Origin of the sequence: Microbispora sp. ZYX-F-249, assembly GCF_039649665.1 — a bacterium.
Taxonomy (GTDB): domain Bacteria; phylum Actinomycetota; class Actinomycetes; order Streptosporangiales; family Streptosporangiaceae; genus Microbispora; species Microbispora maris.
In genome coordinates, this window is sequence record NZ_JBDJAW010000022.1 from 68917 (window position 1) to 92558 (window position 23642).

The 23642-nt window shown below is 72.0% G+C and carries 20 protein-coding genes; 15 read left to right on the forward strand and 5 right to left on the reverse strand.

Annotated elements, in window-relative coordinates; all coding sequences use genetic code 11:
- Positions 1 to 4 precede the first annotated feature (4 nt).
- From AAH991_RS24670 to AAH991_RS24680, 3 genes are all read right to left on the reverse strand, one after another.
- On the reverse strand, positions 5 to 4963 hold the full coding sequence (locus tag AAH991_RS24670; protein ID WP_346228274.1) for an NAD-glutamate dehydrogenase: 4959 nt from the start codon (positions 4961 to 4963) through the stop codon (positions 5 to 7).
- Between the two features lie 26 nt (positions 4964 to 4989).
- The gene (locus AAH991_RS24675) at positions 4990 to 5811 is read right to left on the reverse strand and encodes a tryptophan 2,3-dioxygenase (RefSeq protein ID WP_346228275.1); all 822 of its coding nucleotides are present in this window, start codon (positions 5809 to 5811) and stop codon (positions 4990 to 4992) included.
- Positions 5812 to 6103: 292 nt separating this feature from the next.
- Positions 6104 to 6487 carry a helix-turn-helix domain-containing protein gene (locus AAH991_RS24680; protein WP_346228276.1) on the reverse strand — a complete coding sequence of 128 codons (384 nt, stop codon included), beginning with the start codon at positions 6485 to 6487 and terminating at the stop codon, positions 6104 to 6106.
- Between the two features lie 123 nt (positions 6488 to 6610).
- On the opposite strand from AAH991_RS24680, the gene AAH991_RS24685 reads away from it, so the two are divergent.
- Both AAH991_RS24685 and AAH991_RS24690 read left to right on the forward strand, forming a co-directional pair.
- A complete protein-coding gene (locus AAH991_RS24685) occupies positions 6611 to 7198 on the forward strand; it encodes a hypothetical protein (RefSeq protein ID WP_346228277.1) in 588 nt (195 codons plus the stop codon).
- Positions 7195 to 9495, forward strand: coding sequence for a bifunctional polysaccharide deacetylase/glycosyltransferase family 2 protein (locus AAH991_RS24690; protein ID WP_346228278.1), 2301 nt, complete (start codon positions 7195 to 7197; stop codon positions 9493 to 9495). Before AAH991_RS24685 ends, AAH991_RS24690 begins: the two co-directional genes overlap by 4 nt.
- Positions 9496 to 9591: 96 nt before the next feature.
- Here AAH991_RS24690 and AAH991_RS24695 read toward each other — a convergent pair whose 3' ends face one another.
- Positions 9592 to 10587: a PLP-dependent cysteine synthase family protein gene (locus tag AAH991_RS24695; protein WP_346228279.1), complete on the reverse strand. Its 996-nt coding sequence runs from the start codon at positions 10585 to 10587 to the stop codon at positions 9592 to 9594.
- Positions 10588 to 10673: 86 nt separating this feature from the next.
- On the opposite strand from AAH991_RS24695, the gene AAH991_RS24700 reads away from it, so the two are divergent.
- The 8 genes from AAH991_RS24700 (at position 10674) to AAH991_RS24735 (ending at position 18155) form a co-directional block, all read left to right on the forward strand.
- The gene (locus AAH991_RS24700; protein WP_346228280.1) at positions 10674 to 11348 is read left to right on the forward strand and encodes a winged helix-turn-helix transcriptional regulator; all 675 of its coding nucleotides are present in this window, start codon (positions 10674 to 10676) and stop codon (positions 11346 to 11348) included.
- Positions 11349 to 11494: 146 nt separating this feature from the next.
- Entirely contained in the window at positions 11495 to 12955 is a 1461-nt protein-coding gene (locus AAH991_RS24705; RefSeq protein ID WP_346228281.1) for an FAD-binding oxidoreductase, read from the forward strand.
- Between the two features lie 90 nt (positions 12956 to 13045).
- The gene (locus AAH991_RS24710; RefSeq protein ID WP_346228282.1) at positions 13046 to 13543 is read left to right on the forward strand and encodes a DUF2975 domain-containing protein; all 498 of its coding nucleotides are present in this window, start codon (positions 13046 to 13048) and stop codon (positions 13541 to 13543) included.
- The gene (locus AAH991_RS24715; RefSeq protein WP_346228283.1) at positions 13543 to 13764 is read left to right on the forward strand and encodes a helix-turn-helix domain-containing protein; all 222 of its coding nucleotides are present in this window, start codon (positions 13543 to 13545) and stop codon (positions 13762 to 13764) included. The genes AAH991_RS24710 and AAH991_RS24715 overlap by 1 nt, the downstream gene beginning before the upstream one ends.
- Positions 13765 to 13897: 133 nt before the next feature.
- Positions 13898 to 14542: a hypothetical protein gene (locus AAH991_RS24720; protein ID WP_346228284.1), complete on the forward strand. Its 645-nt coding sequence runs from the start codon at positions 13898 to 13900 to the stop codon at positions 14540 to 14542.
- A gap of 3 nt (positions 14543 to 14545) precedes the next feature.
- Positions 14546 to 15235, forward strand: a complete 690-nt coding sequence (locus tag AAH991_RS24725) for an ABC transporter ATP-binding protein (protein ID WP_346228285.1) — start codon at positions 14546 to 14548, stop codon at positions 15233 to 15235.
- Entirely contained in the window at positions 15232 to 16035 is an 804-nt protein-coding gene (locus tag AAH991_RS24730) for an ABC transporter permease (RefSeq protein WP_346228286.1), read from the forward strand. The genes AAH991_RS24725 and AAH991_RS24730 overlap by 4 nt, the downstream gene beginning before the upstream one ends.
- Positions 16032 to 18155, forward strand: coding sequence for a polyprenyl synthetase family protein (locus tag AAH991_RS24735; RefSeq protein ID WP_346228287.1), 2124 nt, complete (start codon positions 16032 to 16034; stop codon positions 18153 to 18155). Before AAH991_RS24730 ends, AAH991_RS24735 begins: the two co-directional genes overlap by 4 nt.
- Positions 18156 to 18171: 16 nt before the next feature.
- Here AAH991_RS24735 and AAH991_RS24740 read toward each other — a convergent pair whose 3' ends face one another.
- Positions 18172 to 18894, reverse strand: a complete 723-nt coding sequence (locus AAH991_RS24740) for a TetR/AcrR family transcriptional regulator (RefSeq protein ID WP_346228288.1) — start codon at positions 18892 to 18894, stop codon at positions 18172 to 18174.
- 86 nt (positions 18895 to 18980) lie between these two features.
- On the opposite strand from AAH991_RS24740, the gene AAH991_RS24745 reads away from it, so the two are divergent.
- From AAH991_RS24745 to AAH991_RS24765, 5 genes are all read left to right on the forward strand, one after another.
- Positions 18981 to 19820: an NmrA family NAD(P)-binding protein gene (locus AAH991_RS24745; protein ID WP_346228289.1), complete on the forward strand. Its 840-nt coding sequence runs from the start codon at positions 18981 to 18983 to the stop codon at positions 19818 to 19820.
- Positions 19821 to 19882: 62 nt separating this feature from the next.
- Entirely contained in the window at positions 19883 to 20590 is a 708-nt protein-coding gene (locus AAH991_RS24750) for a GNAT family N-acetyltransferase (protein ID WP_346228290.1), read from the forward strand.
- 91 nt (positions 20591 to 20681) lie between these two features.
- Positions 20682 to 21110, forward strand: a complete 429-nt coding sequence (locus AAH991_RS24755) for a hypothetical protein (RefSeq protein ID WP_346228291.1) — start codon at positions 20682 to 20684, stop codon at positions 21108 to 21110.
- A 44-nt stretch (positions 21111 to 21154) separates the two neighbouring features.
- Positions 21155 to 22747: a hypothetical protein gene (locus AAH991_RS24760; protein WP_346228292.1), complete on the forward strand. Its 1593-nt coding sequence runs from the start codon at positions 21155 to 21157 to the stop codon at positions 22745 to 22747.
- Between the two features lie 75 nt (positions 22748 to 22822).
- Positions 22823 to 23623, forward strand: coding sequence for a maleylpyruvate isomerase N-terminal domain-containing protein (locus tag AAH991_RS24765; RefSeq protein WP_346228293.1), 801 nt, complete (start codon positions 22823 to 22825; stop codon positions 23621 to 23623).
- Positions 23624 to 23642 lie beyond the last annotated feature (19 nt).

Consider the following 23642-nt stretch of genomic DNA (forward strand, 5'->3'; position numbering starts at 1 on the left):
GTGATCACGCCTCCGCGTGCGGGAGGTTGCTGGTGGAGACCAGCGTCCGCACCGCGCGCAGCGCGACCGACAGCGTCGCCAGGTCGAAGGTGTCGCTCTCCCAGATCTCCGACAGCGTCTGCCGCGACCGCGTCACCGCGGCCTGGTTGGCCTCCGTCCAGCTCGCCAGCCGCTCCTCCGGCGACAGGCCCGGCCTGCTGTGGATCAGCACGTCCCTGGTCAGCGTCGCGTGGGCGGCGTACAGGTCGTCGCGCAGCGCGGACCTGGCCATCGAGTTCCACCGGCTGTCGCGCGGCAGCGCGATCACCCGTTCGCGCAGCCGGGCGAGCTGGAGCCGATCGGCCAGGTCGAAGTAGACCTCGGCCACCTCGCTCACCGGCCTGCCGGTGTACGCCGCGATCTCCACGAGGTCGAACGTGGAGTAGGCCGGCACCATCGCCGCGACCCGCTCGGCCAGCTCACCGGGCACGCCCCTGGCCGCGAAGGAGTCCCTGCGCTCCTCGTACGCCACCAGGTCGGGGCCGGTCAGCAGCTTGGGCAGGTGCGGCAGCAGGCCGCCCGCGCCCTCGACGAAGTAGCGGACGGTGGAGGCGAGGTCGAGCGGCGGGCGGCGGTTGCCGAGCAGCCAGCGGGTGCCGCGCTCGGACAGCTTGCGGCCCTCCAGCAGCATGGCCAGCTGGGTCGCGGTGTCGACCTCGTTGTCCAGCTCCTCGATCTGCCGGGCGAACGACGGCAGGTCGAAGACCTCCCGGGTCACCAGGTAGGCCCGCACGATGTCGGGCGCCGACGCGCCGGTCTCCTCGCCGAAGCGGTAGACGAAGCTGGTCCCGCCGAAGTTGACCACGTCGTTCACGATCCGGGTCGTGATGATCTCCCGGCGCAGCGGATGGGAGTCCATGTACGCGCGGAAGCGGTCGCGCAGGGCCGAGGGGAAGTACGACACCAGCCACGACGCCAGCGACGGGTCGTCGGGGATGTCCGACTGCAGCAGCTCCGCGTCCACCACGAGCTTGGTGTAGGCGAGCAGCACCGCGAACTCGGGGTTCGCCAGCCCGAGCCCGGCCTGGCGGCGCTCGGCGAGCACCTTGTCCGACGGCAGGAACTCCAGCTCCCGGTTGACCAGTCCCTCGCGCTCCAGCTTCCGCAGGTAGCGGGAGTGGATGTGCAGCATCTCCGGCGCCTGGGCGCGGGCCGCCGCGAGCACGACGTTCTGGGCGTAGTTGTCCTCCAGCACCAGCCTGCCCACCTCGTCGGTCATGTCGAGGAAGAGCTGGTTGCGCTGCTTGTCGGTCATGTCGCCATCGCGGACGACCTGGTCGAGCAGGATCTTGATGTTCACCTCGTGGTCGGAGGTGTCCACGCCGGCCGAGTTGTCGATGAAGTCGGTGTTGATCAGGCCGCCGTTCAGCGCGAACTCGATCCGCGCCCGCTGGGTGAAGCCGAGGTTGCCGCCCTCGCCGACGACCTTGCAGCGCAGGTCGGCCGCGTTGATCCGCAGCGCGTCGTTGGCCTTGTCCCCCGCGTCGGCGTGGGTCTCCGCCGACGCCTTGACGTACGTGCCGATGCCGCCGTTCCACAGCAGGTCGACGGGGGCCCGCAGGATCGCGCTGATCAGGTCGTTCGGCGCGAGCGCGGTGACGCCGTGCGGCAGGCCGAGCGCGGCGCGCGTCTGCGGCGAGACGGGGATCGACTTCGCGGTGCGCGGCCACACACCGCCGCCCGCCGAGATCAGTGACCTGTCGTAGTCGTCCCACGAGCTCCTGGGCAGCTCGAACAGCCGCCGCCGCTCCGCGAAGCTCCGCGCGGCGTCCGGGTCGGGGTCGACGAACACGTGCCGGTGGTCGAAGGCCGCCACGAGCCGGATGTGCTCCGACAGGAGCATGCCGTTGCCGAACACGTCGCCGGACATGTCGCCGATGCCGACCACGGTGAAGTCGGTGGTCTGCACGTTCACGCCGAGCGTGCGGAAGTGGTACTTCACCGACTCCCAGGCGCCCCTGGCGGTGATGCCCATGGCCTTGTGGTCGTAGCCCACCGAACCGCCGGAGGCGAAGGCGTCGCCGAGCCAGTAGCCGTACTCCTTGGCCACCGCGTTGGCGATGTCGGAGAACGTCGCGGTGCCCTTGTCGGCGGCGACCACGAGGTAGGTGTCGTCGCCGTCGTGCCGCACGACGTCGGGCGGCGGCACGACCTGCCCGGCGACCAGGTTGTCGGTCAGGTCGAGCAGGCCGGAGATGAACTGGCGGTAGCAGGCCACGCCCTCGGCCAGGAACTCGTCGCGCCCGCCGCCGCCGTCCTTGAGCACAGGGGGCTGCTTGACGACGAAGCCGCCCTTCGAGCCGGTCGGCACGATGACGGTGTTCTTCACCATCTGCGCCTTGACCAGGCCGAGGATCTCCGTGCGGAAGTCCTCCATGCGGTCCGACCAGCGCAGGCCGCCGCGGGCGACCTTGCCGAAGCGCAGGTGCACGCCCTCGACGCGCGGCGAGTACACGAAGATCTCGTATTTCGGGCGGGGCAGCGGCAGCACGCTGATCGCCTGCGGATCGACCTTCAGCGAGATGTACGCCTTGCGCCTGCCGGTGACGAACTGGCTGCCGGCGGCCCCCGCCTCGCGGCCGTCCTCACGCGCGGCCTGGAAGACGTTGGTGCGCAGCGTGGCCTGGATCATCTCGAGGTAGGCCCGCAGGATGCGGTCCTCGTCGAGGGACGCCACCTCGTCCAGCGAGGCGAGGATCTCCTCGGTCAGCGCGTCGCAGACCTCCGCCCTGCCGTCGTCCGGCCGGCGCGGGTCGAGCCTGGCCTCGAACAGCCGCACCAGCAGCCGGGCCAGCCGCACGTTGCCCTGCAGCACCCTTTCGATGTACGACTGGCTGAACGTGGTTCCGGCCTGCCGCAGATACTTGGCGTACGCCCGGAGGATCTCGGCCTGCTCCCAGGTGAGCCCGCCGGCCAGCACGAGCGCGTTGAAGCCGTCGTTCTCCACCTCGCCGCGCCACAGCACGGCGAACGCGTCCTGGAACAACCGCTTGAACTCGTCGCGGTGCACCTCCTCCGAGGGGGTGTACCGCAGGCCGAAGTCGTAGATCCAGGCGTCCTTGGTCTGGGGGTCGTGGTCGCGGTCGACCTCGTACGGCCGCTCGTCCACCACCTCGACGCCCATCCGCGTGAGCAGCGGCAGCACCCGCGACAGCGAGATCGGCGCGCCCAGCCGGTAGAGCTTGAAGCGCCGCTCCCCCTCCGCCGCGCCGTACGGCTCGTAGAGGTTCATGCCGATGGCGTTCGGGTCCTCGCCGAGCGCCTCCAGCCGCTTGAGGTCGGCCACGGCCGTACGGGCCGGGAAGTCGGCCTTGTACCCCTCGGGGAAGGCGGAGCCGTAGCGGCGCAGCAGCCGCGGCGCGTCCTCCTCCGGGCACAGCTCGGCGATCGCGGCGGCGAGGTCGTCCTCCCACGTGCGGGTGGTGGCGGCCAGCCGCGCCTCCAGCTCCTCGACGTCGACCGGCGTCTCGCCGAGCGGCTTGCCGCGCTCGCCGCGGATCACGATGTGCAGCCGGGCCAGGGCCGACTCGCCGATCATCGTGCTGTAGTCGAGCGAGGTGCCGCCGAGCGCCTTCATCAGGATCCGCTGCATGTGCAGGCGGACCTTGGTGGTGTAGCGGTCGCGCGGCAGGAAGATCATGCAGGAGATGTAACGGCCGTAGTCGTCGCGGCGCAGGAACATCTTGACCTGCTTGCGCTCGCGCAGCCGCAGCACGCCGAGCGCGATGGGCAGCAGCTCGTCCACGGAGATCTGGAAGAGCTCGGTGCGCGGGTAGGTCTCCAGGATCTCCATCAGATCCTTGCCGTCGTGGCTGTCGGGCGACAGCCCGGCGCGCTCCAGCACCTCGGCGAGCTTGCGCCGCAGGACCGGGATCCGGGAGATCGACTCGTTGTACGCCACGTGGGTGAACAGCCCGAGGAACCGCCGCTCGCCGATGACCTCGCCCTCGGGCGAGAAGACCTTGAGCCCGACGTAGTCGAGGTAGTGGGGCTTGTAGACGGTGGCCCGGCTGTTGGCCTTGGTGACGATGAGCAGCTGCTTCTCCCGCGCCTTCGCCCGCACCTTCGGCGGCAGGGCCGCGAAGCTGGCCGATCCGGCCTTGTCGGCCCGCAGGATGCCGAGCCCGGTGCCGGGCAGGCCGCGCAGCGCGGCGCCGCCGTCGGTGTCCTCCAGCCGGTACTCCCGGTAGCCGAGGAAGGTGAAGTGGCCGTCGGCCAGCCACCGCAGCAGCTCCATGCCGTCCTCGACCTGCGCGGGGTCGAGCGGCGGCGGGTTGACCGCCAGGTCCTCGGCGGTCTGCACGGCCAGCGCCCGCATCTTGGCGAAGTCCCCGACCGCGCAGCGCACGTCGAGCAGCACCCGCTGCAGGTCGCTCTCCAGCTCCTTGAGCACGCCGTGATCGGCCTGCCGGTCGATCTCGATGTGCATCCAGGACTCGCGGACGACCTGCCCGGTCACGTCCTCCTGGCCCGCGACGAGCAGTTCGCCGGTCATGTCGCGGCGCACCCGCATCTGCGGATGGACGATCAGGTGGGTGCCGATCTCGTGCCGGTCCAGCTCGGTCGTCACCGAGTCGACCAGGAACGGCATGTCGTCGGTGACGATCTGGACCACGGTGCGGCCCGGGTCCCAGCCGCACTCCTCGAGGGTGGGGGTGTAGACGCGGACCAGCGCCCGTCCCTGCGGCCGGTGCTGGGCCAGGTGGCGGTGGGCCATCGCGGGGCCGTACACGTCCACCGGGTCGCGGTCGATCAGGTCCTCGACGGGGACGTTGCGGTAGTACCGCCTCAGGAAGGCCAGGGGGTCCTCGCCCTCCACCTGCAGCGCTCCCGGCGCGTGCGCGCACCTCTCGGCGGCGATTCGGAGAAGCTCATCCAATGCTTCATCCGATTCCTGCCGATCTAGCGCCATTTCGAGCGGCATGTCGCTACTCACTCCCTTGTGAGGATTCAAAGCCAGGCCCGGAGTTCCCACAACAGGGGAAAGAAGTGCAAACGCGTCCGTCCCCTCAAGTACGGTGCCCCGGACGAGCCTCCCGTACCGGATTTCGTGCCGATCTGGCGCTCCACCATCTGCACGTGCCTCATCCGCCAGAGGGCGGTGGTCTCGTCGTGCGTGAGGAGATCTTCGGCCAGGTCCCACAGGTCGTCGTACGATCCCCGGTCCCGGGCCACGGCCAGCAGGGATTCCATGATCTCTTCGTCGGAGACCGGCAGGCCCCGCCGGGAGAGGGCGAGGAGGTAGGCATCCCACAGGGTCGGTTCGGCGAGCCGCCGCCGCAGCCTGGCGATCTCCGCGTCGCCGGCGTCCCTGAGCCGGCCCAGATATGAGGGGTCCTTGACGCCGGAGAGGAACTCCAGCTCACGGAACTGGACCGACTGGAAGCCGCTCGCGGGGGCGAGGACCGACCGGAACTCGAGGAAGTCCTGCGGCGTCATCGTCTCCAGCACCTGGACCTGGTCGACCATGACCTTCTCCACCGCGTGGACGCGGCGGAACAGATGCCTCGCGCGCCACAGCGCGCCCTCGATCATCGCGTCCCTGATCCGCTCCAGCTCGTGCAGCAGGAGCTTGAACCACAGCTCGTAGACCTGGTGGACGGTGATGAACAGCAGCTCGTCGCTCGCCCCGGACCGCTGCTCCTGCTGGGCGAGCAGCTCGGGCAGGCGCAGATAGTCGCCATAGGACAGGCGCCCGCCCTCCTCGCCGAAGCTGCGGGGCGGGGGCAGCACGTCCCCCGATCCAGCTCGGCCGTACGGCGTCGCAGGCATGCGCCACTCCTCCACGATGGGCGCGTCCCTTCCGATCCCCATTGATCGGAAGCCCGGCACCACCGCACCCGATACCACCCCATAACAGCACAAACGTCAACTTCGTCCATGCGTTCACAGCAGGGGCCGGTGCTGCGCCCATTTAACCAGCCCCACCCCCGCCGGGAGCCTCAACTCAACGCATCGACCGGACCCGCTCCCGGCGACCGCGGCACGGCCCTGCAATGCCGGAGGGCCCGCCAGGCGATCTGCCCCAAGCAGAGACCCTCGCCTTCTCCTTGGGCTTCCGCCCTCAGGCCGACCGCCGCTGCTCCGTGTGCGGGTGCCGTAGCCGACCCAGGTCGAGTTCTATACGCCGCCCCCGCACGGTGACCACGATGCCGGCGCTTTCCGCACCCGTCGCCATCAGGTAGTCGAACAGGGTGGAGAGCAACATGTCGCCGCAGTTCTCAAGCCTGGACACCACACCCTGACCCACCCCCAGCTTCTTGGCCACCTCCACTTGCGTCATCCGGCCGGCTTTGCGGATCATCGCAAGGTTCATGGCGTAGGTGCGGTCCATCTCTTCGGCGGCTTCGTGCGCCTGTGCGACCCCGGCGGCGATGTCCGGATCGGAGAGGATCCTGTCCAGGTGCTCATTGCCTCGCACGAATGAACTGCCCTGAGGCTCGGTCATGGCTTCTCCTCGTAGGACGTCTCCCGCCCACACCGAGGGAGTATCGGGAAAGCCGGAACCCTCGGATTACGAAATGGTTCGAACTTCTCGAAGCTGCTTTCGACTCGCGTACGATCATGATTCGTGGAAGATCATCACCCGGCGCGTACGGCCGTCTTCGTGGACCAGAGCGGACGCCGGGCCAAGATCTTGACAGCCGCCGCGGTCGGCGGGGCGATCGTCGTCCTCGCGCTGACGCTCACCCTGGTGAGCGGAGCACTGACAGGTCCCGAACTCCCCCCGATGGGCTGGGTCGGCACGCAGGGACGGCAGGTCGTGGAACGCTCCTCCACGGGCTCCCCCACCCCGTCGCCCAGGTCGGAGCACAGGTCCGAGCACCGGCGTGTCCCCCTGGCGAGCGGCACGCCGCACGCGACGACGGCCCCGGCGCGGCGGGTGACCTCCGGCCGCGGCCTGCCGAGCAGGGTTCCCTCCGCCTCGCCTTCCCCGCGGCGCCGGAGCCCGAAGCCGAGCACGACGCCTCCGGCGGGGCGTGAGCCGGACGTGGAGATCTCCTCGTCCGGACAGGCCGCGCCGCCGCCGTCGCCCGAGCCGGAGGTCTCGCGGACCACGGCGCCGTCCGGAGAGGTCACGCGGACCCCCGCGCCGGAGCCCAGCGCGGTCCAGACGCCTCCCGGACAGCCCGGGCAGACGCCCGGCGCGGCCCAGTGAGACGCCGGCGCGGACCGGCCCAGCACAAGCCGGCCCAGCACAGGCCGGCCCAGCGCGGATCGGCCCAGCGCAGGCCGGCTCAGCGCAGGCCGGCTCAGCGCAGACCTCCCGAGCCGCGCGGTCACTGGCTCCTCGTCGCGATCGCCGCGCTGCTCATGGCCGGAGCGCTGCTGCTCAACGCGTACGCGCACAACGTCGTCGGTGAGACCAAGCCGCCCCCGGCCGACTACGGCGACTCCGCCGAGCTCGAACGGATCCGCTCCGGCGGCCCTCTGGTCAACGTCTCGGGGGCGCGGCCGCTCAGCGCGCGGCCCAAGCCGCGCACGGTGGCGCTCACCTTCGACGACGGTCCCGATCCGCGCTGGACTCCCCGGCTGCTCGACCTGCTCCGCGAGCACCACGCGAAGGCGACCTTCTTCGTGCTGGGGGCGCACGTGGCCGAGCACCCCGAGCTCGCCCGCCGGCTGGTCGCCGAGGGGCATGAGATCGGCAACCACACCTACACCCACGCCGACCTGGGCGCCGTGCCGGCCTGGCGGGCCCGCGTGGAGATGTCCCTGACGCAGAAGACGCTGGCCGCGGCGGCGGGGATCCACACCCGCCTCGCCCGCATGCCCTACTCCTCGGTCCCCGGCGCGGCCGGGTACGGGCAGCTCGCGGCGATGCGGCTGCTCGGCGACGAGGGATACCTGGTGACGTTCACCGACGTGGACACCAGCGACTGGAGCCGCCCGCCGGCGGACGAGATGGTCCTCGCGTCCCTCGCGCGCACGGTCGACGGCGAGGGCGCGGTGATCATGTTCCACGACTCGGGCGGCGACCGCACCCGGACACTGGCCGCCGTCGACCGGCTGCTCACCCGGCTGGAGAAGAAGGGATACGCCGCGACCACGCTCACGGACGCCGTCGGGCTCCCCACGGCGCACACCGCCGCCTCCCCCGGCGAGCGCGTCCTCGGCACGGTGCTGACCTTCGCCCAGCGCGCCTCCTTCGCCCTCGTCGAGGCGCTCGGCTGGTTCCTCGCCGTGGCCGGCGCGCTCACCCTGCTGAGGTCGGCCCTGTTCGCCGCGCTGGCCTGGGCGCACGCCCGCAGGACGCGCGGACGGCCCGCGACCAGCGGTGTCCCCCAGTGGGCGGCCGCGCCGCCGGTCTCGGTGATCGTCCCCGCGTACAACGAGAAGGCGGGGATCGAGGCGACGGTGCGGTCCCTGGTCAGGACCGACTACCCCGGCCAGGTCGAGGTCGTCGTCGTGGACGACGGATCGACCGACGGGACGGGACCGATCGCCGCCTCACTCGGACTGCCGGGGGTCCGGGTGATCCGGCAGCCGAACGCCGGCAAACCCGCCGCGCTCGCCACCGGGATCGCCCACGCCGCCCACGACGTCCTGGTCATGGTCGACGGCGACACCGTCTTCGAGCCGCCGACCATCGGCCACCTCGTACGGCCGCTCGCGGACCGGACGGTCGGCGCGGTCAGCGGCAACACCAAGGTCGGCAACCGGCGCGGGCTGATCGGGCGCTGGCAGCACATCGAGTACGTCGTCGGGTTCAACCTGGATCGCCGCGCGTTCGACCTGCTCGGCTGCATGGCGACGGTGCCGGGGGCGATCGGCGCGTTCCGCCGCGAGGCCGTGGCCTCGGCCGGGGGCGTCAGCGCGGACACGCTCGCCGAGGACACCGATCTGACCATGGCGATCTGCCGCAGGGGCTGGCGGGTGGTCTACGAGGAGCGGGCCCGCGCGTGGACCGAGGCGCCCGCCTCGCTCGGCCAGCTGTGGCGGCAGCGGTACCGGTGGTGCTACGGCACGCTGCAGGCGATCTGGAAGCATCGCGGGGCGATCGTGGAGCGCCGGCCCTTCGGCCGCCGATGCCTCGGCTATCTCGCGCTGTTCCAGGTGATGCTGCCGTTGCTGGCCCCCGTCGTCGACGTCATGGCGCTGTACGGCCTGCTCGTCGGCGACCCTCTTCCGGTGGTCGCGGTGTGGGCCGGCTTCGTCGCGCTGCAGGCCCTCACCGGCTGGTACGCGTTGCGCCTGGACGGCGAGCGTGCCTCGGTGCTGTGGGCGCTGCCGCTGCAGCAGTTCGTCTACCGGCAGCTGATGTATCTGGTCGTGATCCAGTCCGTGGCCACCGCGGTCCTGGGCGCGCGGCTGCGCTGGCACACGGTCCGCAGGGAGGGCACGTTCGCCATGGCGGGCCCGGCCGTCGCGAAGCCTGCCGCCGGGAGACCCGCGGTCCGCCGGGGCAGGACGGTCAGGGGTGCGAACGCTCCGAGGAGACGGAGCCGTCCTTGACGGCGTCGAGCATGCCGGGCAGCTCCTGGGTCTCCAGCGGTTCCGCCCGGCACGGCGCGCATTCGTCCAAGCGCCGGTGGAAGACCGGGTGCGCGATCACGCTTTCTCGCCGAGGGTGACGCGCCGGCGCCGGTACACGTCGGTGCTGAGGTATTTCAGCCCCGAGTCCACCAGCAGGGTGACGATCCTGGCGCTTGGCCCGAGGCGTCGCCCGACCCGGATCGCGGCGAGGACGTTCGCGCCGGACGAGGTGCCGGCGAACAGCCCCTCCTCCCGGGCCAGACGCCTGGCCATCTCCTCGGCGTCGTCGGTGGGGATCGGGATGATCTCGTCCACCGGTGCGGGATCCCACATGGGCGGCAGGTAGCCGATGCCGATGCCTTCGATGCGGTGGGCGCCGGGCCGGCATCCGGACAGCACGGCCGACTCGGCCGGTTCAACCGCTATCACCCGAAGCTCCGGGTTGCGGCGCTTGAGCGGGGCACTCGCTCCGCGCAGCGAGGCCGCCGTACCGATCGACTGGACGAACGCGTCGAGGCGCCCGCCCGACTGCGCCCAGATCTCCTCTCCCATCGGGTGGTAGCCGGCGATGCTGTCGGTGTTGGTGAGCTGGTCGGTCCAGTAGGTGCCCGGCCGGCGGCCGAGCTGCTCGGCGGTCTCGATCATGCTGAGGATCAGCGGCTTCGTGATCAGCCCTCCCTCGCTGGGAATGAGGGTGAGCTCTGCGCCGAACGCCGCCATCTGGGTGAGCTTGTCCTCACTGAAGGCGTCCGAGCTGACGATGCGCAGGCGATATCCCTTCACGGCGCAGACCAGGGCGAGGGAGGCGCCGGTGCTGCCGCCCGTGTATTCGACGACGGTGTCGCCCGGACTCAGCCGCCCGTCGTCCTCGGCCCCGGCGATCATCGCCTGCGCCATGCGGTCCTTCATGCTGCCGGTGGGGTTCCGGCCTTCGATCTTGACGAAGATCTCCGCGCACCCGGGCGGCACGACGCTGGTCAGCCTCACGAGCGGAGTGTTGCCGATCGTTTCCAGTACACCGCTGCCGATGCCCATGACGCCGCCGGTCCTTTCGTCGATGCCCGCGCTCACGGCTCCGATCGTCGAACCCGCGCACCGCCCGCGACAGTTCAACTTCTGAACCCCCCGGCTCCGGCATCCGCGCCTACCATGCACCCGTGAACGGATACGGCCAGTTCTGCGCGGTCGCGCGCGCTCTGGAACTTCTGGGCGAACGCTGGACGCTGCTGATCGTGCGGGAGTTGCTGCTCGGCGCGTCGACCTTCACCGACATCCGCCGCGGCCTGCCCCGCATCCCGCGAGCGACGCTGGCCGCGCGGCTGCGCGCCCTGCGCGCCGCGGGCATCCTCGACGATTACCGGCTCACCGAGGCGGGCGCCGCCCTGGCACCGGTGGTACGGGAACTCGCGCGATGGGCGGTCGCCACCGACAGCGTCGCTCTCTCCGAGGACGATCTCGACACCGCCGCGCTGACCTGGGACATGCGACGCCGTGTGAACCCCGCCGCGCTGCCGGAGCGCACCGTCGTGCTCGCGATCGAGTTCACCGACCGCCCGCCGGCCGACCGCAGATACTGGCTGCACCTGTCCCGGACGAGCGTCGATCTGTGCCGGCAGGACATCGGAGCACCCGTCGACGTCTGGCTCTCCGCGCCGACCGCCGCGGTGACCCGGTGGTGGCTCGGTGACCTCTCCTGGGCGCGATTGCTGCGCCAGCCGGGCGTACGGGTCGACGGCGACCGGACGCTGCAGCGCCAGATGCACCGCTGGTTCGAACGCTATGTGTTCACTCCGGAAGCCCTCGGCCTGCGGCAGGCGTCCCCTTCCGGCTGACGGCGCTCGGCCGCCGGGGAGCGGTGCGGCCACCGGCTTCACGTGACAGGGGCCCGCGAGTAGGAACGAAGTGATGACTCTGTAACCAACCAGTGCGGATGACCCGGCGTCTCAACGAGGTAGATCACCACCTCGGGAGTACGACCATGATCGACAGACGGAGTTTCCTTCGAGTCTCGGCGCTGGCCGGGGCCGGTGCCTTCGCGGGCACGGCTTTCGCGCCCGCGGGCCCCCGTCCCGCCGACTGGTCCGCGCTCGGCCGGGGGCTGGACGGCAAACTGATCCGCCCCGGCGACGCGTCGTACGACAACGCGCGCCGCGTGTTCAACTCGGCCTTCGACTCCGTACGGCCGTCCGGGGTGGCCTACTGCAAGACGGCGGCGGACGTGTCGGAGTGCCTGGCGTTCGCCCGGCGCTACGGCGTGCCGGTGACCTCACGGTCGGGCGGCCACAGCTACGCGGGCTGGTCGACCGGCAGCGGCCTCCTGATCGACGTGTCGCCGATGAGCGGCGTGTCGTATTCGGGCGGCCACGCCACGGTCGGCGCCGGAGCGCGGCTGGTCGACGTGTACGCCAAGCTGGCCGCGCACGGTGTCAGCATCCCGGCGGGCTCCTGCCCGACGGTCGGGGTGGCCGGGCTCACGCTGGGCGGCGGCATCGGCGTGGTGTCGCGGCAGTACGGCCTGACCTGCGACGTGCTGGAGTCGCTGAAGGTCGTCACGGCGGACGGGAAGGTGCTGACCTGCTCCCCGACCTCGCACCCGGACCTCTACTGGGCCTCGCGCGGCGGCGGTGGCGGCAACTTCGGCGTGGCGACGTCGTTCACGTTCCGGACGCATCCGACGCGTTCGGTGACCCTGTTCTTCCTGCACTGGCCCTGGTCGAAGGCCGCGGCCGTGCTGAAGGCCTGGCAGGCGTGGGCGCCCGCCGCGCCCGACGCGCTGTGGTCAAACTGCCATCTCGGCCACGACCCGTCGCCCGACGTGATGGTCGGCGGGCTGTATCTCGGCGGCAAGGCGGCGTGCGAGAACCTGCTGGCCAAGCTCGTCGACCGCGTCGGCTCCGGCCCCGCGAACCGGTACGTCGCGGTCTCGGCGTACGACCACGCGATGATGGTCGAGGCGGGCTGCGCGTCGATGTCCGTGGCCCAGTGTCACCGTCCCGGCACGCTGCCGGGGCAGAACCCGAGCGGCAGGCTCGTCCGCGACTCGTTCTCGGCCAAGTCGCACTTCGCCTACACCCCGCTGTCGTCCGCCGGGATCAAGGCGCTGCTGGCCCAGGTCGCCGCGCCGGGACGGCACACCGTGATGCTCGACGCGATGGGCGGCGCCATCGGCAGGGTCCGCCCCGACGCCACCGCCTTCCCGCACCGCAAGGCGCTGTTCAGCGTGCAGTACTTCTCGCATTTCAGCGGCGCCGCCGCCTGGGCCCGGGCCGCGCACGCCGCCATGCGGCCCCACTTCGGCGACCACGCGTACGTGAACTACGTCGACCCCGAGCTGAAGAACTGGCGGCAGCAGTACTACGGCGCCAACGCCGCCCGGCTGGCCCAGGTCAAGGCGGCGTACGACCCGAACCGCCTGTTCCGCCTCCCCCAGGGCGTCTAGGAGACCGGCGGGCGAGAGACGCCGGGCACGCCTTGCCCTCTCTATCGAATATCGATAGATTTTTATCGTGCTTCGATGGAAGGAGAGGCGATGAGAAAACTGACAGTGCTCGCGTTGCGAGCCGTGCTCGTGGCGCTGCTCGCGGGCTCGGTGTTCGTGCAGGCGGTGATGGTGCCGCTGCTGGCCTCCGACCTGGAGGGGCTCGACCCGGAGTACGCGTACCTGCGCAGCCCGTTCCTCCTGATCACGTTCCTCGGGGTCGTGACGGCCGAGGTCGTCCTGGTCTGCGTCTGGCGGCTGGTGACGATGGTGCGGCGCGACACGGTGTTCTCCCACGCCGCCTTCCGCTGGGTGGACGTCGTGATCGGCGCGTTCGTGGCGGCCGCCCTCCTGATCTTCGCGCTCGGGTTCCTCCTGGCGCCGGGCGAGGCCGTCCCCCCTGGCGTGGTCCTCCTGGTCGGCGGGGTCGGCGTGGCGGCCCTCGGGGTCGCGCTCGTCGTGCTCGTGCTGCGGACGCTGCTCAAGCAGGCCGTCGCCCGCGACGTCGAGGCGGCGCAGATGCAGGCCGAGCTGGACGAGGTGATCTGATGCCGATCATCGTCGACATCGACGTGATGCTGGCCAAGCGGAAGATGTCCGTGGGCGAGCTCGCGGACCGCGTCGGGATCACGCCCGCCAACCTGGCGGTGCTCAAGAACGGCCGCGCCAAGGCGGTGCGCTTCACGACTCTCGCCGCGCTCTGCGAGGCGCTCGACTGCCAGCCGGGAGACCTGCTGCGCTGGGAGTCCGGCACCTCCGCGAACGCCTGAGCCAGCCCTTTCGCGGCTCCCTGACGTTCACGCCTCGGCTACATGTCGTCCGGCAGCGGCCGGAATGCACCACCCTCCTCGTTGCCGATTGTGATAGGTAGATTACCGTCGGCAATCAGTCGGGGGGATAACCATGAGCGTTTCTCGATCTCGTACGTACCTGGCCTGTGGTCTCGGGGCCGCGGGAGCGGCCGTGCTGGGCCTGGCCCTGACGGTCGTCCCGTCGGTGGCCGAGGGGGCGTCGGGCGGTGGTGCGCCCACCAGGCCGGTCGCCGACCCCTCGCCGAAGCAGCCGGGCGGCCACACCGTGCTGACCTGCGCGGTGAGCACCGGCGGTCAGCCGATCACCAGCGACCCGGCCGTGAGCAAGGACGCCCGCACGGTGACCGCCAAGGGGGTCCTGACGCTCACCGGCTGCGCGTCCCCCGACGGCAGCTTCCCCAACATCCGCTCGGGGACGGCCACCCTCCAGGGCAGCGCGCAGGCGTCCTGCACCGGCGTCCAGAACGTCACCGGCGTGGGCACCATCGCGTGGAAGGACGGCCAGGGCCAGTCGCTGGGCAGCTCCACCATCCGCCCCAACCTCGACGCGATCAACGCGTACAACCCGGGCGACATGATGCTGGTCGGCGAGGTCACCGACGGGAAGATGAAGGGCAAGCGGATCGCCGGGAAGGCGGCGCCCACGTCGGACGTCAGCCAGTGCTCGAGCAAGGGCGTGAGCAGCGTCCAGGGCAGCGGCACGGTCGCCTTCATCGCCGTCGACGCGCCGAAGTAGTCGATGCCGTCGGATGAGCCCGTGCTGCGGGTGCGGGACGTGTGGAAGGGCTACCGGGGCGGCCCGGTCCTGCGCGGGGTGGATCTCGACCTGCCGCCCGGCCGGGTGATGGGGATCGTCGGGGAGAACGGCGCGGGCAAGACCACGCTGCTGCGCGTCCTCGCCGGCGACCTGCGGCCGGACGGCGGGTCGGTGCGCCACGGCGGGCGCGTGGGTCACTGCCCGCAGGAGACCGTGCTGCACGAGGCGTTCACGGTCGAGCAGCACCTGCGGTTCTTCCAGGTCGCCTACGGCCTGGAAGACCTGCGCAGGGCCGAGGAGCTGATGGAGGCGCTGCGCTTCTCCGGCTCCCGCCGGGCGCGCCCCGCCACCCTGAGCGGCGGCACGCGGCAGAAGCTGAACCTCGTCCTGGCCCTGATGCACGATCCGGACGTGCTCCTGCTCGACGAGCCCTACCAGGGCTTCGACTGGGAGACGTACGTGCGGTTCTGGGACCTGGCCGGGGAGCTGCGCGCGCGTGGCCGCTCGGTGCTGGTGGTCTCCCACCTCGCGTACGACGCGGCGCGCCTCGACGCCCTTCATCGGCTGGAGGGCGGCGTGCTGCGGGTCGCGGACAGAGCCACGGACAGAGCCACGGACAGAGCCACGGACAGAGCCACAGACAGGGTCGCGGACAGGACCGGTGTCTCATGAGGGGTCACTGGACCTGTTACGCCACCGCCGTACGCATGACGTTCGTGGAGCACCTGCGCAACCGGCTGGCACTGGTGATCGTCGTGGTCTTCATCCCGGTGTGGGCGGTCCTCATCTATGCCCTGTCCCTGGAGATCGCGCTCCCCTTCCACCTCCGGGCCGCCGGCCGGACCGTCACGCTGCCGGCCAACGTCCTCAACCAGCTCGGCGGTGCGCTGCAGATCTCGGCGCTGATCACCGGGTTCATGATGTTCGTGACCACCCTGGACTCGGCGTCGTTCGACCGCCGGCTGGTGCGGGCCGGATTCCCGCGGCTGTGCCTGATCGCGGCGAAGCTCACCGCCCTGGTGGTGGTCGCGCTCTGCGTCGCGCTCTACGCCACCGGCCTGATCTGCCTGACCCACCCCACCGCGCAGCCCCTCCTGCTCACCGCCGCCCTCGCCGGTGGCGCGCTGATCTACGGCGGGATCGGCATCGCGCTCGCCGCGGTGCTGACCACCGATCTGGCCGGCCTGGTCCTCGTCACCGTGATCTGCTCGATCGACCTGGCCCTGCAGAGCCCGCTCGCCACTCCGGCCGCGGCCAGCGTGATCGTGCGCTACCTGCCCGACTACGGGCCGATGCAGTGGGCCGTCTCGTCCGTGGCCCTGGACACCGTGCCCTGGAGCGCCGCGGGCCCGGCCGCGTGCTGGGCGCTGGTCACCGCGGCCCTCGGCGTCTCCGCGTTCGCCGCCCGTACGCGTGTCCACCGGCCGCTCGGTGAGCCGGCGTCCGTGAGTCCCGTCAGGAGCCACCCATGACTACGCAGTCCTTCCCCGCCGTGGAATCCGACCTGGGGCGAGTGCGGGAGATCCTCGGCCTGACCGGGGTGCCGGGCCGGCCCGAACTGGCCACGCTGACCAGGCAGCCGCCGGGCGGCCACGGCCGCCTGATCCGGCCCACTCTGGCGCTGCTGTCGTATTACCTGCTCGCCGGTGCGGACCGGGCCGCCGGCGTCCGCGCCGTACGCGCCGCGGCGGCCGTCGAGCTGCTGCACATGGCGTCCCTCTATCACGACGACGTCATCGACGACGCGCGGCAGCGCAGGGGCAGGCCGAGCGTCAACAGCGTGTGGGGCGCGCGCATGGCGGTCCTCGCCGGTGACCTCCTGGTCGTCAGCGCCAGCCGGATCCTCGCCGAGCTGGGCGAACGCGAGGCGCTGCTGGCCGCGGAGGCCGGCGAACGCGCCTGCTCGGGGGTGATCGCCGAGACCGCCGACCGCTTCCTGCTCTCCCGCACCGAGGACGCCTACCTGGAGGTGACCGGCGCAAAGACCGCCGAGCTGCTGTCCCTGGCCTGCCGCCTGGGCGCGATGCAGGCCGGGCGTGGTCCGGAGGAGGAGGACGCGCTGGCCCGGTTCGGCTGGCATCTCGGCATGGCCTATCAGGTGCGCGACGACATCCTCGATCTGACCGCGACGGCCGGAAGCCTCGGTAAACCGGCCAACTCCGACATCGTGGAGGGCGTCTACACGCTCCCCGTGATCAGGACCCTGGCCCGCGAGCCCGCGCTCGCCCGGCTGCTGCGCCGCGGCCTGACGGCGGCCGAGGCCGAGACCGCCCGGCGCCTGGTCCTGTCGTGCGGGGCGGTGGACGAGGCCCGGCGAGTCGTCGACGTGCACATGGAGGCGGCTCTCGGCCGGCTCGAGGGCCTCGGCGATCCGCGATCGCGGGACGCGCTGGCCGGGTACGCGTTGTCGATCATGAACACGGACAGGCATGCCGCGCCGGCTCTCGCCGCCGTGCCCGGGCCGTCCCCCGCTCCGGCGGGCGTCGCCGGGCAGCTGCGAGAGCGGGTGCAGGAGCGGCTGGACGCCTGGTTACTGGAGACCGGGCTCGCCGCAACCCCGGAGGAGGCCCGCCATCCGCGGTGGAGCGGCATGGCCTCGGCCGCCGCGCGGTTGTGGCCGGACGCCGACGCCGGGCAGCTGGAGAGGCTGGCACGGTGGATGCTGGTGTGCTACGTGCTCGACGACCTCTTGGAGGACCCCGGGCTCACCGACCCCGCAGAGGTCGTCCGGCTGCGGCACCGGCTCACCCGTCTGATCCGCGAACTCGACAAGCCCCGCGAGCTCGACAAGCCCCGCGATAAGCCCCGCGAGCTTGGCGAGCCCTGCGATCTCGGCGAACTCGGCGAGCCATCCGGACGTGGCGAGCCCTGCGGGCTTGGCGAGCCTGGCGACACCCTGCGGGGTGGTGGGGCGGTCGCCACGGCTCTCGCCCAGGCCTGGGCGGGGATCCGCGCGGCGCAGCCGCCCTCGTGGCGGGCACGCGCACTCGACCACCTGGCCGAATGGCTGGAGGCGTGCGAGCGTGAGGCGTGCCACCGGCTCAGCGGGTTCGTCCCCGGCCTGCGTGACCAGCTCCCGCTCCGCCTGCGCAGCGCCGGTCCCGACCTCGCCCTGGACCTCTTCGAGGTGACGTACGGCAGGCGGATCGACCCGGCCGTACGCGACCATCCGCTCTTCCGCCGGGCGCTCGACCTCGGGCTGGCCACCGCGCTCACCGAGAACGACCTGCGGACCCTGGAGCAGGACGAGGCCATCGGCGCCCCCTACAACCTGGTCAGGGTGCTCCGCCACGAGACCGGCTGCACCAGGCGGGAGGCGATCGACGAGGTGACCCGGCAGATCGAGGACGGCCACGCCCAGCTCGACGCGATGCTCGCCGCCGCCCCCGCGTTCCTGCGGGCCGCCGCGGGCGGCACGGCCTCCGGCCCGGACTACGGTCTCCTGCACCTCGTCCAGGAGCGGCTGCCCGGTTGGCGCGGCTTGCACGGCACCGACCGCTACAGCCGTACGGCGACCGGAAGCGGACCCGACCTGGCCCGGCTGCGCCGGGAACTCCTGCCCGAGTACGCCGAGACCGGCCTGACACGCTGACGCCGCCGCCGAGATCTCAGCCGGATCGGTCGGCGGCCAGACGGTCGAGCCATTCGCCGAGCACGTGACGTTCACCGTCGGTGAGAGCCGTGGCGTCGGGCAGCGCGGCGCGCAGTGCCATCGCCGCCGCGGCGGGCCCGGGGGCCTCGACCACGGGGACGTCGGTGGTGATGGCGGCTATCGCCGCGTCGCGGGCCACCTCGGACAGGCGCGGGTCGCGCCGTTCCTCGGGCATGGCGAGCAGCGCGAAGACCGTGCCGCAGCCCGCGGCGTGCACGAGGTCGGCCGCCAGGCGCTCGCCGACCCGCAACCGGCCGGCGGCGGCGATGGCGCGGATGCGCTCCCCCAGCATGCGGAAGGCGGCGACGGCGGCGGGCGACCGCCGATCCGGCGTGGGATCGCCGTACATGAGCGAGAACAGGGCGGGGTTCGCCAGCCCGAACCCGACGTGCAGGTCCCATCCGGCGCGCAACCCCTCGACCGGGTCCCCGGCGGGCGGGCTCGCCTTCTTGTCCCGCAGATATGAGCCGAAACCATACTCGGCGACCGCGTCGAGCAGGCCCTCCTTGTCGCCGAACAGGCGGTAGATCGTGGGCGCCTGCGTCCCCGCCGCGGCGGCCACCGCCCTGGTCGAGAGGGCGTCGCGCCCGCCGCTCGCGAGCAGCCGCGCCGCGACCGACACGATGTGCGCCCGCGTCCTGTCGCGGCCGCTCGCCGTCTCGCTCTCGGGATCACTCATGCTTCCAACGATAGCAGCGTGTTGCTATCGATGAATTTCCAGTGTTAGCGTGCGCTCGATATCAGCGATAGCAATGGAGTGAGATCATGATCATCATCACCGGAGCGACCGGTCAGCTCGGCCGCGGCGTCGTCGAGCGGTTGCTCGCACGCGTTCCCGCCGACCGGATCGGCGTCAGCGTCCGCGACGTCTCGCGGGCCGAGGACCTCGCCCGGCGCGGCGTCCGCGTCCGGCAGGGCGACTTCGACGACCCCGCGAGCCTGGCGTACGCCTTCGAGGGCGCCTCACGGGTGCTCGTCGTCTCCGGCCCGGCCGACGCCCGCCCGCACCGTACGGCGATCGAGGCGGCCCGGGCGGCGGGAGCCGGGCGAATCGTCTACACCAGCCACATGGGCGCGAACCCGGCCTCCCCCTTCCGCCCGATGCCGTCCCACGCCGAGACCGAGCAGGACCTGCGCGCATGCGGGGTGGCGTTCACCGCGCTGCGCAACGGCTTCTACGCGACCACCGCGCTCCACTTCGTGCGGCAAGCGGTGGAGACCGGCACGCTCGTCGCGCCCGAGGACGGCCCGGTCTCCTGGACCGCCCACGCCGACCTCGCCGATGCGGCCGCCGTCGCGCTGACCGAGGAGGGCCGGCTCGACGGGGTCACGCCCCCGCTGACCGGCCCGGAGTCGCTCGACCTCACGGACGTCGCCGCGATCGCCTCCGAGCTGACGGGTCGCAGGATCACCCGCGTCACCGTCCCGGACGACGAGTGGGTCGCGGGCATGGTGACACGCGGCGTGCCCGAGCAGCAGGCCCGGTTCCTGCTGGGCATGTTCGAGGCCAGCCGCCGAGGGGAGTTCGCCGAGGCCGGCCCGGCGCTCGGCGACCTGCTCGGCCGTAAGCCGACCCCGCTCCGCGACCTGCTCGCGAACCGATAAAAGGGTTGCCTGCCGGGCCGGGCCGCGCCACCCTTCGGCGTATGAGCGAGGAGCGGCGGAGGTTGACCGACGCTGAGGGCGTCGTGGTGCTGAGCTACCGGGAAGGCGTCCATGACGGCCTTCCCTGGGCCTACGCGCTCGAGGACATCGGCCCGGGCGCCGCTGCCGTTATCACGTCACGGCTCAAGGGCTGGGCGGTTTCCGCGCCGGTCGAGCTCGGCCGGGAACTGGTGGAGCGAGGCGCCCGGCTGCAGCGGCACGCCACCGTTATGCGGTGTGATCTGCCGATCGCCCGGCCCGTCGAGGGCGCCGCCCCCGACGGCTTCCGGCTGGTGCCCTGTGACCGGGCGCCCGCCGACATCTTCCCCGCGTGGTTCGCGGCCTACCCGCCCGGCCATCCCGACCACCGTCCCCGGGACCCCGGGAAGGCCCTCGAGGAGGAGCTCGTCCCGCTGCTCAACGGCGAGGAGATCGGCCCGCTGCTTCCGTGCAGCGTGCTCGCCGTACGGGACGGATCTCCCGGCGAGGTGGTGGGCGGCGTCTTCGTCAACGACTCGGCCCGGGGGCCGGGAATCGCGGACGTGTTCCGGCACCCCGAGCGGTCGCCGCGGGGTCTCGGCGCGCTCATGCTGTCGACCGCCTTGGTCCGTGCGGCCGCGGACGGGCTGACCTCGCTCGGCCTGGCGGTGACCGAGGGCAACCCCGCCCGCCGCGTGTACGAAAGGCTCGGCTTCCGCGTGGTCGACGTCTCGATGACGGTCCTGATCTGAACCAGCCGGCCCCGTTTCGATTCCACGACATCCCGAGACCTCGTCAAGGTCCGGATATACAGTGTCAGCGGATCTTGTAAGGAGGCCGGGAATGCTCGAATGGCTGGCAGCGGCGGTCGCGGCGGGCGGAACCGCGGTGGTGCAGGCCGCGGGCACGGACGCGTGGGTGATCGTGCGGCAGCGGGTGGCGAAAGTGCTCGGCCGCGACGATCCCGAACGTGAGCAGGCGGAACTGATGCGGCTGGACCAGACCGCGATGGACCTCGCCGAACTCGCGCCGGAGCGAGCGGCGCTGGTGCGGGCACGGCAGGAGGCGTCCTGGGCGGCCCGATTCGAGATGCTGCTGGAGAGCCTCGGCGAGGCCGAACGCGAACGGGTCGCCCGCGAGCTGAACGACATCGCCGAGCAGGCTCGTCAGGCGTCGGTGGGGGGAGTGTCGGGCAACGTCTTCCACGGACCGGCCGCATTCCAGGTCGGCAACGACAACCGGCAGGACAACCACTTCGGGCCGGGGGCATGACCCGCGACGCCGAGCCGGGAAGAGACGAGCCGGGAAGAGACGCAGTGTCGGGAAACGTCTTCCACGGCCCGGCCCCCTTCCAGCTCGGCGATCGCAACGTCCAGATCAATCACATCCACCATTCGGCGCCGCCGCGCCGGCCGCTGGTCCTCGCGGGTGCGGCGGTCACGACCCGGGAAGAACTGGCCGCCGCCATCCGCGGCGACTGGGCGGCCGCGAGGCGTCAGTTCTTCGAGGGCGCGCGCACGAGCGGCGCCCCCTCCGACGGGTGGCTCGGCCTTCTCACCTGGCTGCGCGAGCTCGACGGTCTCACCGCCGACGACCTGACCGCCCAGATCGAACTCATCGACCATCGGCTCCGGGACGACGGACTCCCTGCCGACCTCAAACTGCTTCACCTGCTGGGCTGGCTGGATCCACGGGGCGAGGCCGTCTGGCGAGGAAGGGTCGTGACCCCGAAGTCGCTTTCCGAGGCATGCAGGATCGGTCGTCTGCGGGAAAGCGGCCCGGAATGGGAGCTCTACCGCGACCTCTGCGAGGGCGGCGTGCTGGAAGCCCTGGCCGGGTTCACCGGTCTGAGCGCGCTGCGGGGAACGCAGCGGGCATGGGACGAGACCTGGCATTCGTGGCGGCGGTTGGCGGCTCAGGTTCCCGGCCTGCCGCCGGAAGCCCGGGAATGGGCCGAGAGCGGGGCACGCGGGCTCCTGCTGGCCGCCCTCCTGCCCTACCCGGAGAGCACGACGTGGTTGCGCGCCGGCTGCGAGCGCGTGGCGCCTCCCCCCACCGGTGAGATCGGCTGGTACGACTGGTTGCGCGCGCGGGACGGCGGCTCCGACACCCCGATCGGATGGCTCGTACGCGCCGACTTCACCGCCTTCGCCGCGGCGCAGGCGCGACAGCAGCGCCAGCAGGCGGCGGCCGACCGGCAGAACCAGCGCCTGTCGACCGCGCTGGACGCCGCCTCCGCCCTGCGCGACCGGCAGTGGGCCGACTACGAGCGCCGCCGGCTCTCGCCCACCGCCCGATCGGGAGCGGCCGTCCGCGCGGCGCTGTGGCTCGGAGGCTGGGGCGCGGCCACGATCCCGGTGCCCTGGATCATGTGGGGCTGGGCTCGTCCGGACATCGCCGCGACGTTGTCCTGGTATCTCGTCGCGCTGACCCTGGCGGCGTACGCGGGCCTGCTCCCCCGAGTCGTACGGCTCGGCGCGGCGTACCAGCCCCCGCTGCGGCGCGTGCGCGCGTGGGCCGAGGAGTCCCGGACCGACCCCGCGAGCGTCCGGAGGGGTCTGATCAGGGCCGGCAGCGTGGTGGGAGCCGTCCTGCTCCTCGGGGTGCTCGTGCACGACGTGGGCGTCATCGTGACGACGGTCCTCCTCGTTCCCCTGCTGGCCGCGGCCTTCCACTTCGCCCGCATCGGGGCGCTGCGCGACTGGGCGGACGAGCATCGGGACCGCCTGCGGGACTACCGGTCCGGGCGACCCGGTTCCGGCGTCGCCCAGGACATCGCCCGGGGTGTCCGATCGCCGTCGGCCGGAGTCCGGGCCGACGCCTACCAGGCGTACCTGCGGCGGTTCACCGGCCTCGACCACAGCGGGCAGGACGAGACCGACCGAGAGAACGGCCGCCGCGACCACTGATCCGGCGCGCACCGGCCAGGAAAATCGCTATCCCCCGCAACAGCACGGTGGTAGACAGCCGGGGTGGAAAACGCTGTGCAAAGCGCTCTGGAATTCCCCGATCTGCTGCGGCTGATCGACGAACGGTCGACCGCCTTCTGCGCCGCGGTCGCCTCCGCGCCCAGTCTCGACGCGCAGGTGCCGACCTGCCCCGAGTGGACACTGTTCGATCTGGTGCGGCACCTGGGCGAGGGGCGCCATGCCTGGGCCACCATCGTCGCCGCGGGACCGGCCTCCGCCCGCCCGGACACGTCCGCGCCGGAGGGGGCACGGGCTGTGCCCCGGGAGCGCGAGGCCCTGCTGGCCTGGATGGCCGCATCGACGCAGCGGCTGGTGGACGCGCTGCGGGAGGCCGGCCCGGATCGCGGCTGCTGGACGTGGTGGGGCACGTCGCAGGCGCCGCAGACGTGCGGTGCCGTGGCCCGGCACCAGCTCCAGCAGATGGTGGTCCACACCTACGACGCTCAGGTCACTGTGGGCGCCCCGCAGCCGCTGCCGGTCGAGGCGGCGCTCGACGGCGTCGAGGAGTTCCTGTTCACCTGCTGCGCGACGACGTCCGCCTGGCCGCACGAGCCCGCCATCGTCGACTACCACGCCACCGAGGGCCGCTCCTGGCGCCTGTGGCTCTCCGCCGACGGCGCACGGGCCGCCCGCCTGCCCGAACCCGGCACCACGCCCGCCACCGACGCCGACGAAGACCCGGCCGACGCCTCCCTTCGAGGCACGGCCGGCGAGCTGGTCCTGGCCCTGTACGACCGTATCCCGGCGGACTCCCTGAAGCTCGACGGCGACCCGCGTCTGTTCGACCAGCTCCAGGCCTGGGACCCGGATGAGTAGGACCCGACGGTCAGGAAGG

What these genes read in the sequence shown, in the direction of transcription:
- AAH991_RS24720 (WP_346228284.1), top strand. Translation starts at nt 13,898, where the DNA reads ATGAGCGTTTCTCGATCTCGTACGTACCTGGCCTGTGGTCTCGGGGCC.
- AAH991_RS24730 (WP_346228286.1), top strand. Translation starts at nt 15,232, where the DNA reads ATGAGGGGTCACTGGACCTGTTACGCCACCGCCGTACGCATGACGTTC.
- AAH991_RS24755 (WP_346228291.1), top strand. Translation starts at nt 20,682, where the DNA reads ATGCTCGAATGGCTGGCAGCGGCGGTCGCGGCGGGCGGAACCGCGGTG.
- AAH991_RS24715 (WP_346228283.1), top strand. Translation starts at nt 13,543, where the DNA reads ATGCCGATCATCGTCGACATCGACGTGATGCTGGCCAAGCGGAAGATG.
- AAH991_RS24680 (WP_346228276.1), bottom strand. Translation starts at nt 6,487, where the DNA reads ATGACCGAGCCTCAGGGCAGTTCATTCGTGCGAGGCAATGAGCACCTG.
- AAH991_RS24710 (WP_346228282.1), top strand. Translation starts at nt 13,046, where the DNA reads ATGAGAAAACTGACAGTGCTCGCGTTGCGAGCCGTGCTCGTGGCGCTG.
- AAH991_RS24670 (WP_346228274.1), bottom strand. Translation starts at nt 4,963, where the DNA reads ATGCCGCTCGAAATGGCGCTAGATCGGCAGGAATCGGATGAAGCATTG.
- AAH991_RS24725 (WP_346228285.1), top strand. Translation starts at nt 14,546, where the DNA reads ATGCCGTCGGATGAGCCCGTGCTGCGGGTGCGGGACGTGTGGAAGGGC.
- AAH991_RS24675 (WP_346228275.1), bottom strand. Translation starts at nt 5,811, where the DNA reads ATGCCTGCGACGCCGTACGGCCGAGCTGGATCGGGGGACGTGCTGCCC.
- AAH991_RS24735 (WP_346228287.1), top strand. Translation starts at nt 16,032, where the DNA reads ATGACTACGCAGTCCTTCCCCGCCGTGGAATCCGACCTGGGGCGAGTG.
- AAH991_RS24745 (WP_346228289.1), top strand. Translation starts at nt 18,981, where the DNA reads ATGATCATCATCACCGGAGCGACCGGTCAGCTCGGCCGCGGCGTCGTC.
- AAH991_RS24740 (WP_346228288.1), bottom strand. Translation starts at nt 18,894, where the DNA reads ATGAGTGATCCCGAGAGCGAGACGGCGAGCGGCCGCGACAGGACGCGG.
- AAH991_RS24705 (WP_346228281.1), top strand. Translation starts at nt 11,495, where the DNA reads ATGATCGACAGACGGAGTTTCCTTCGAGTCTCGGCGCTGGCCGGGGCC.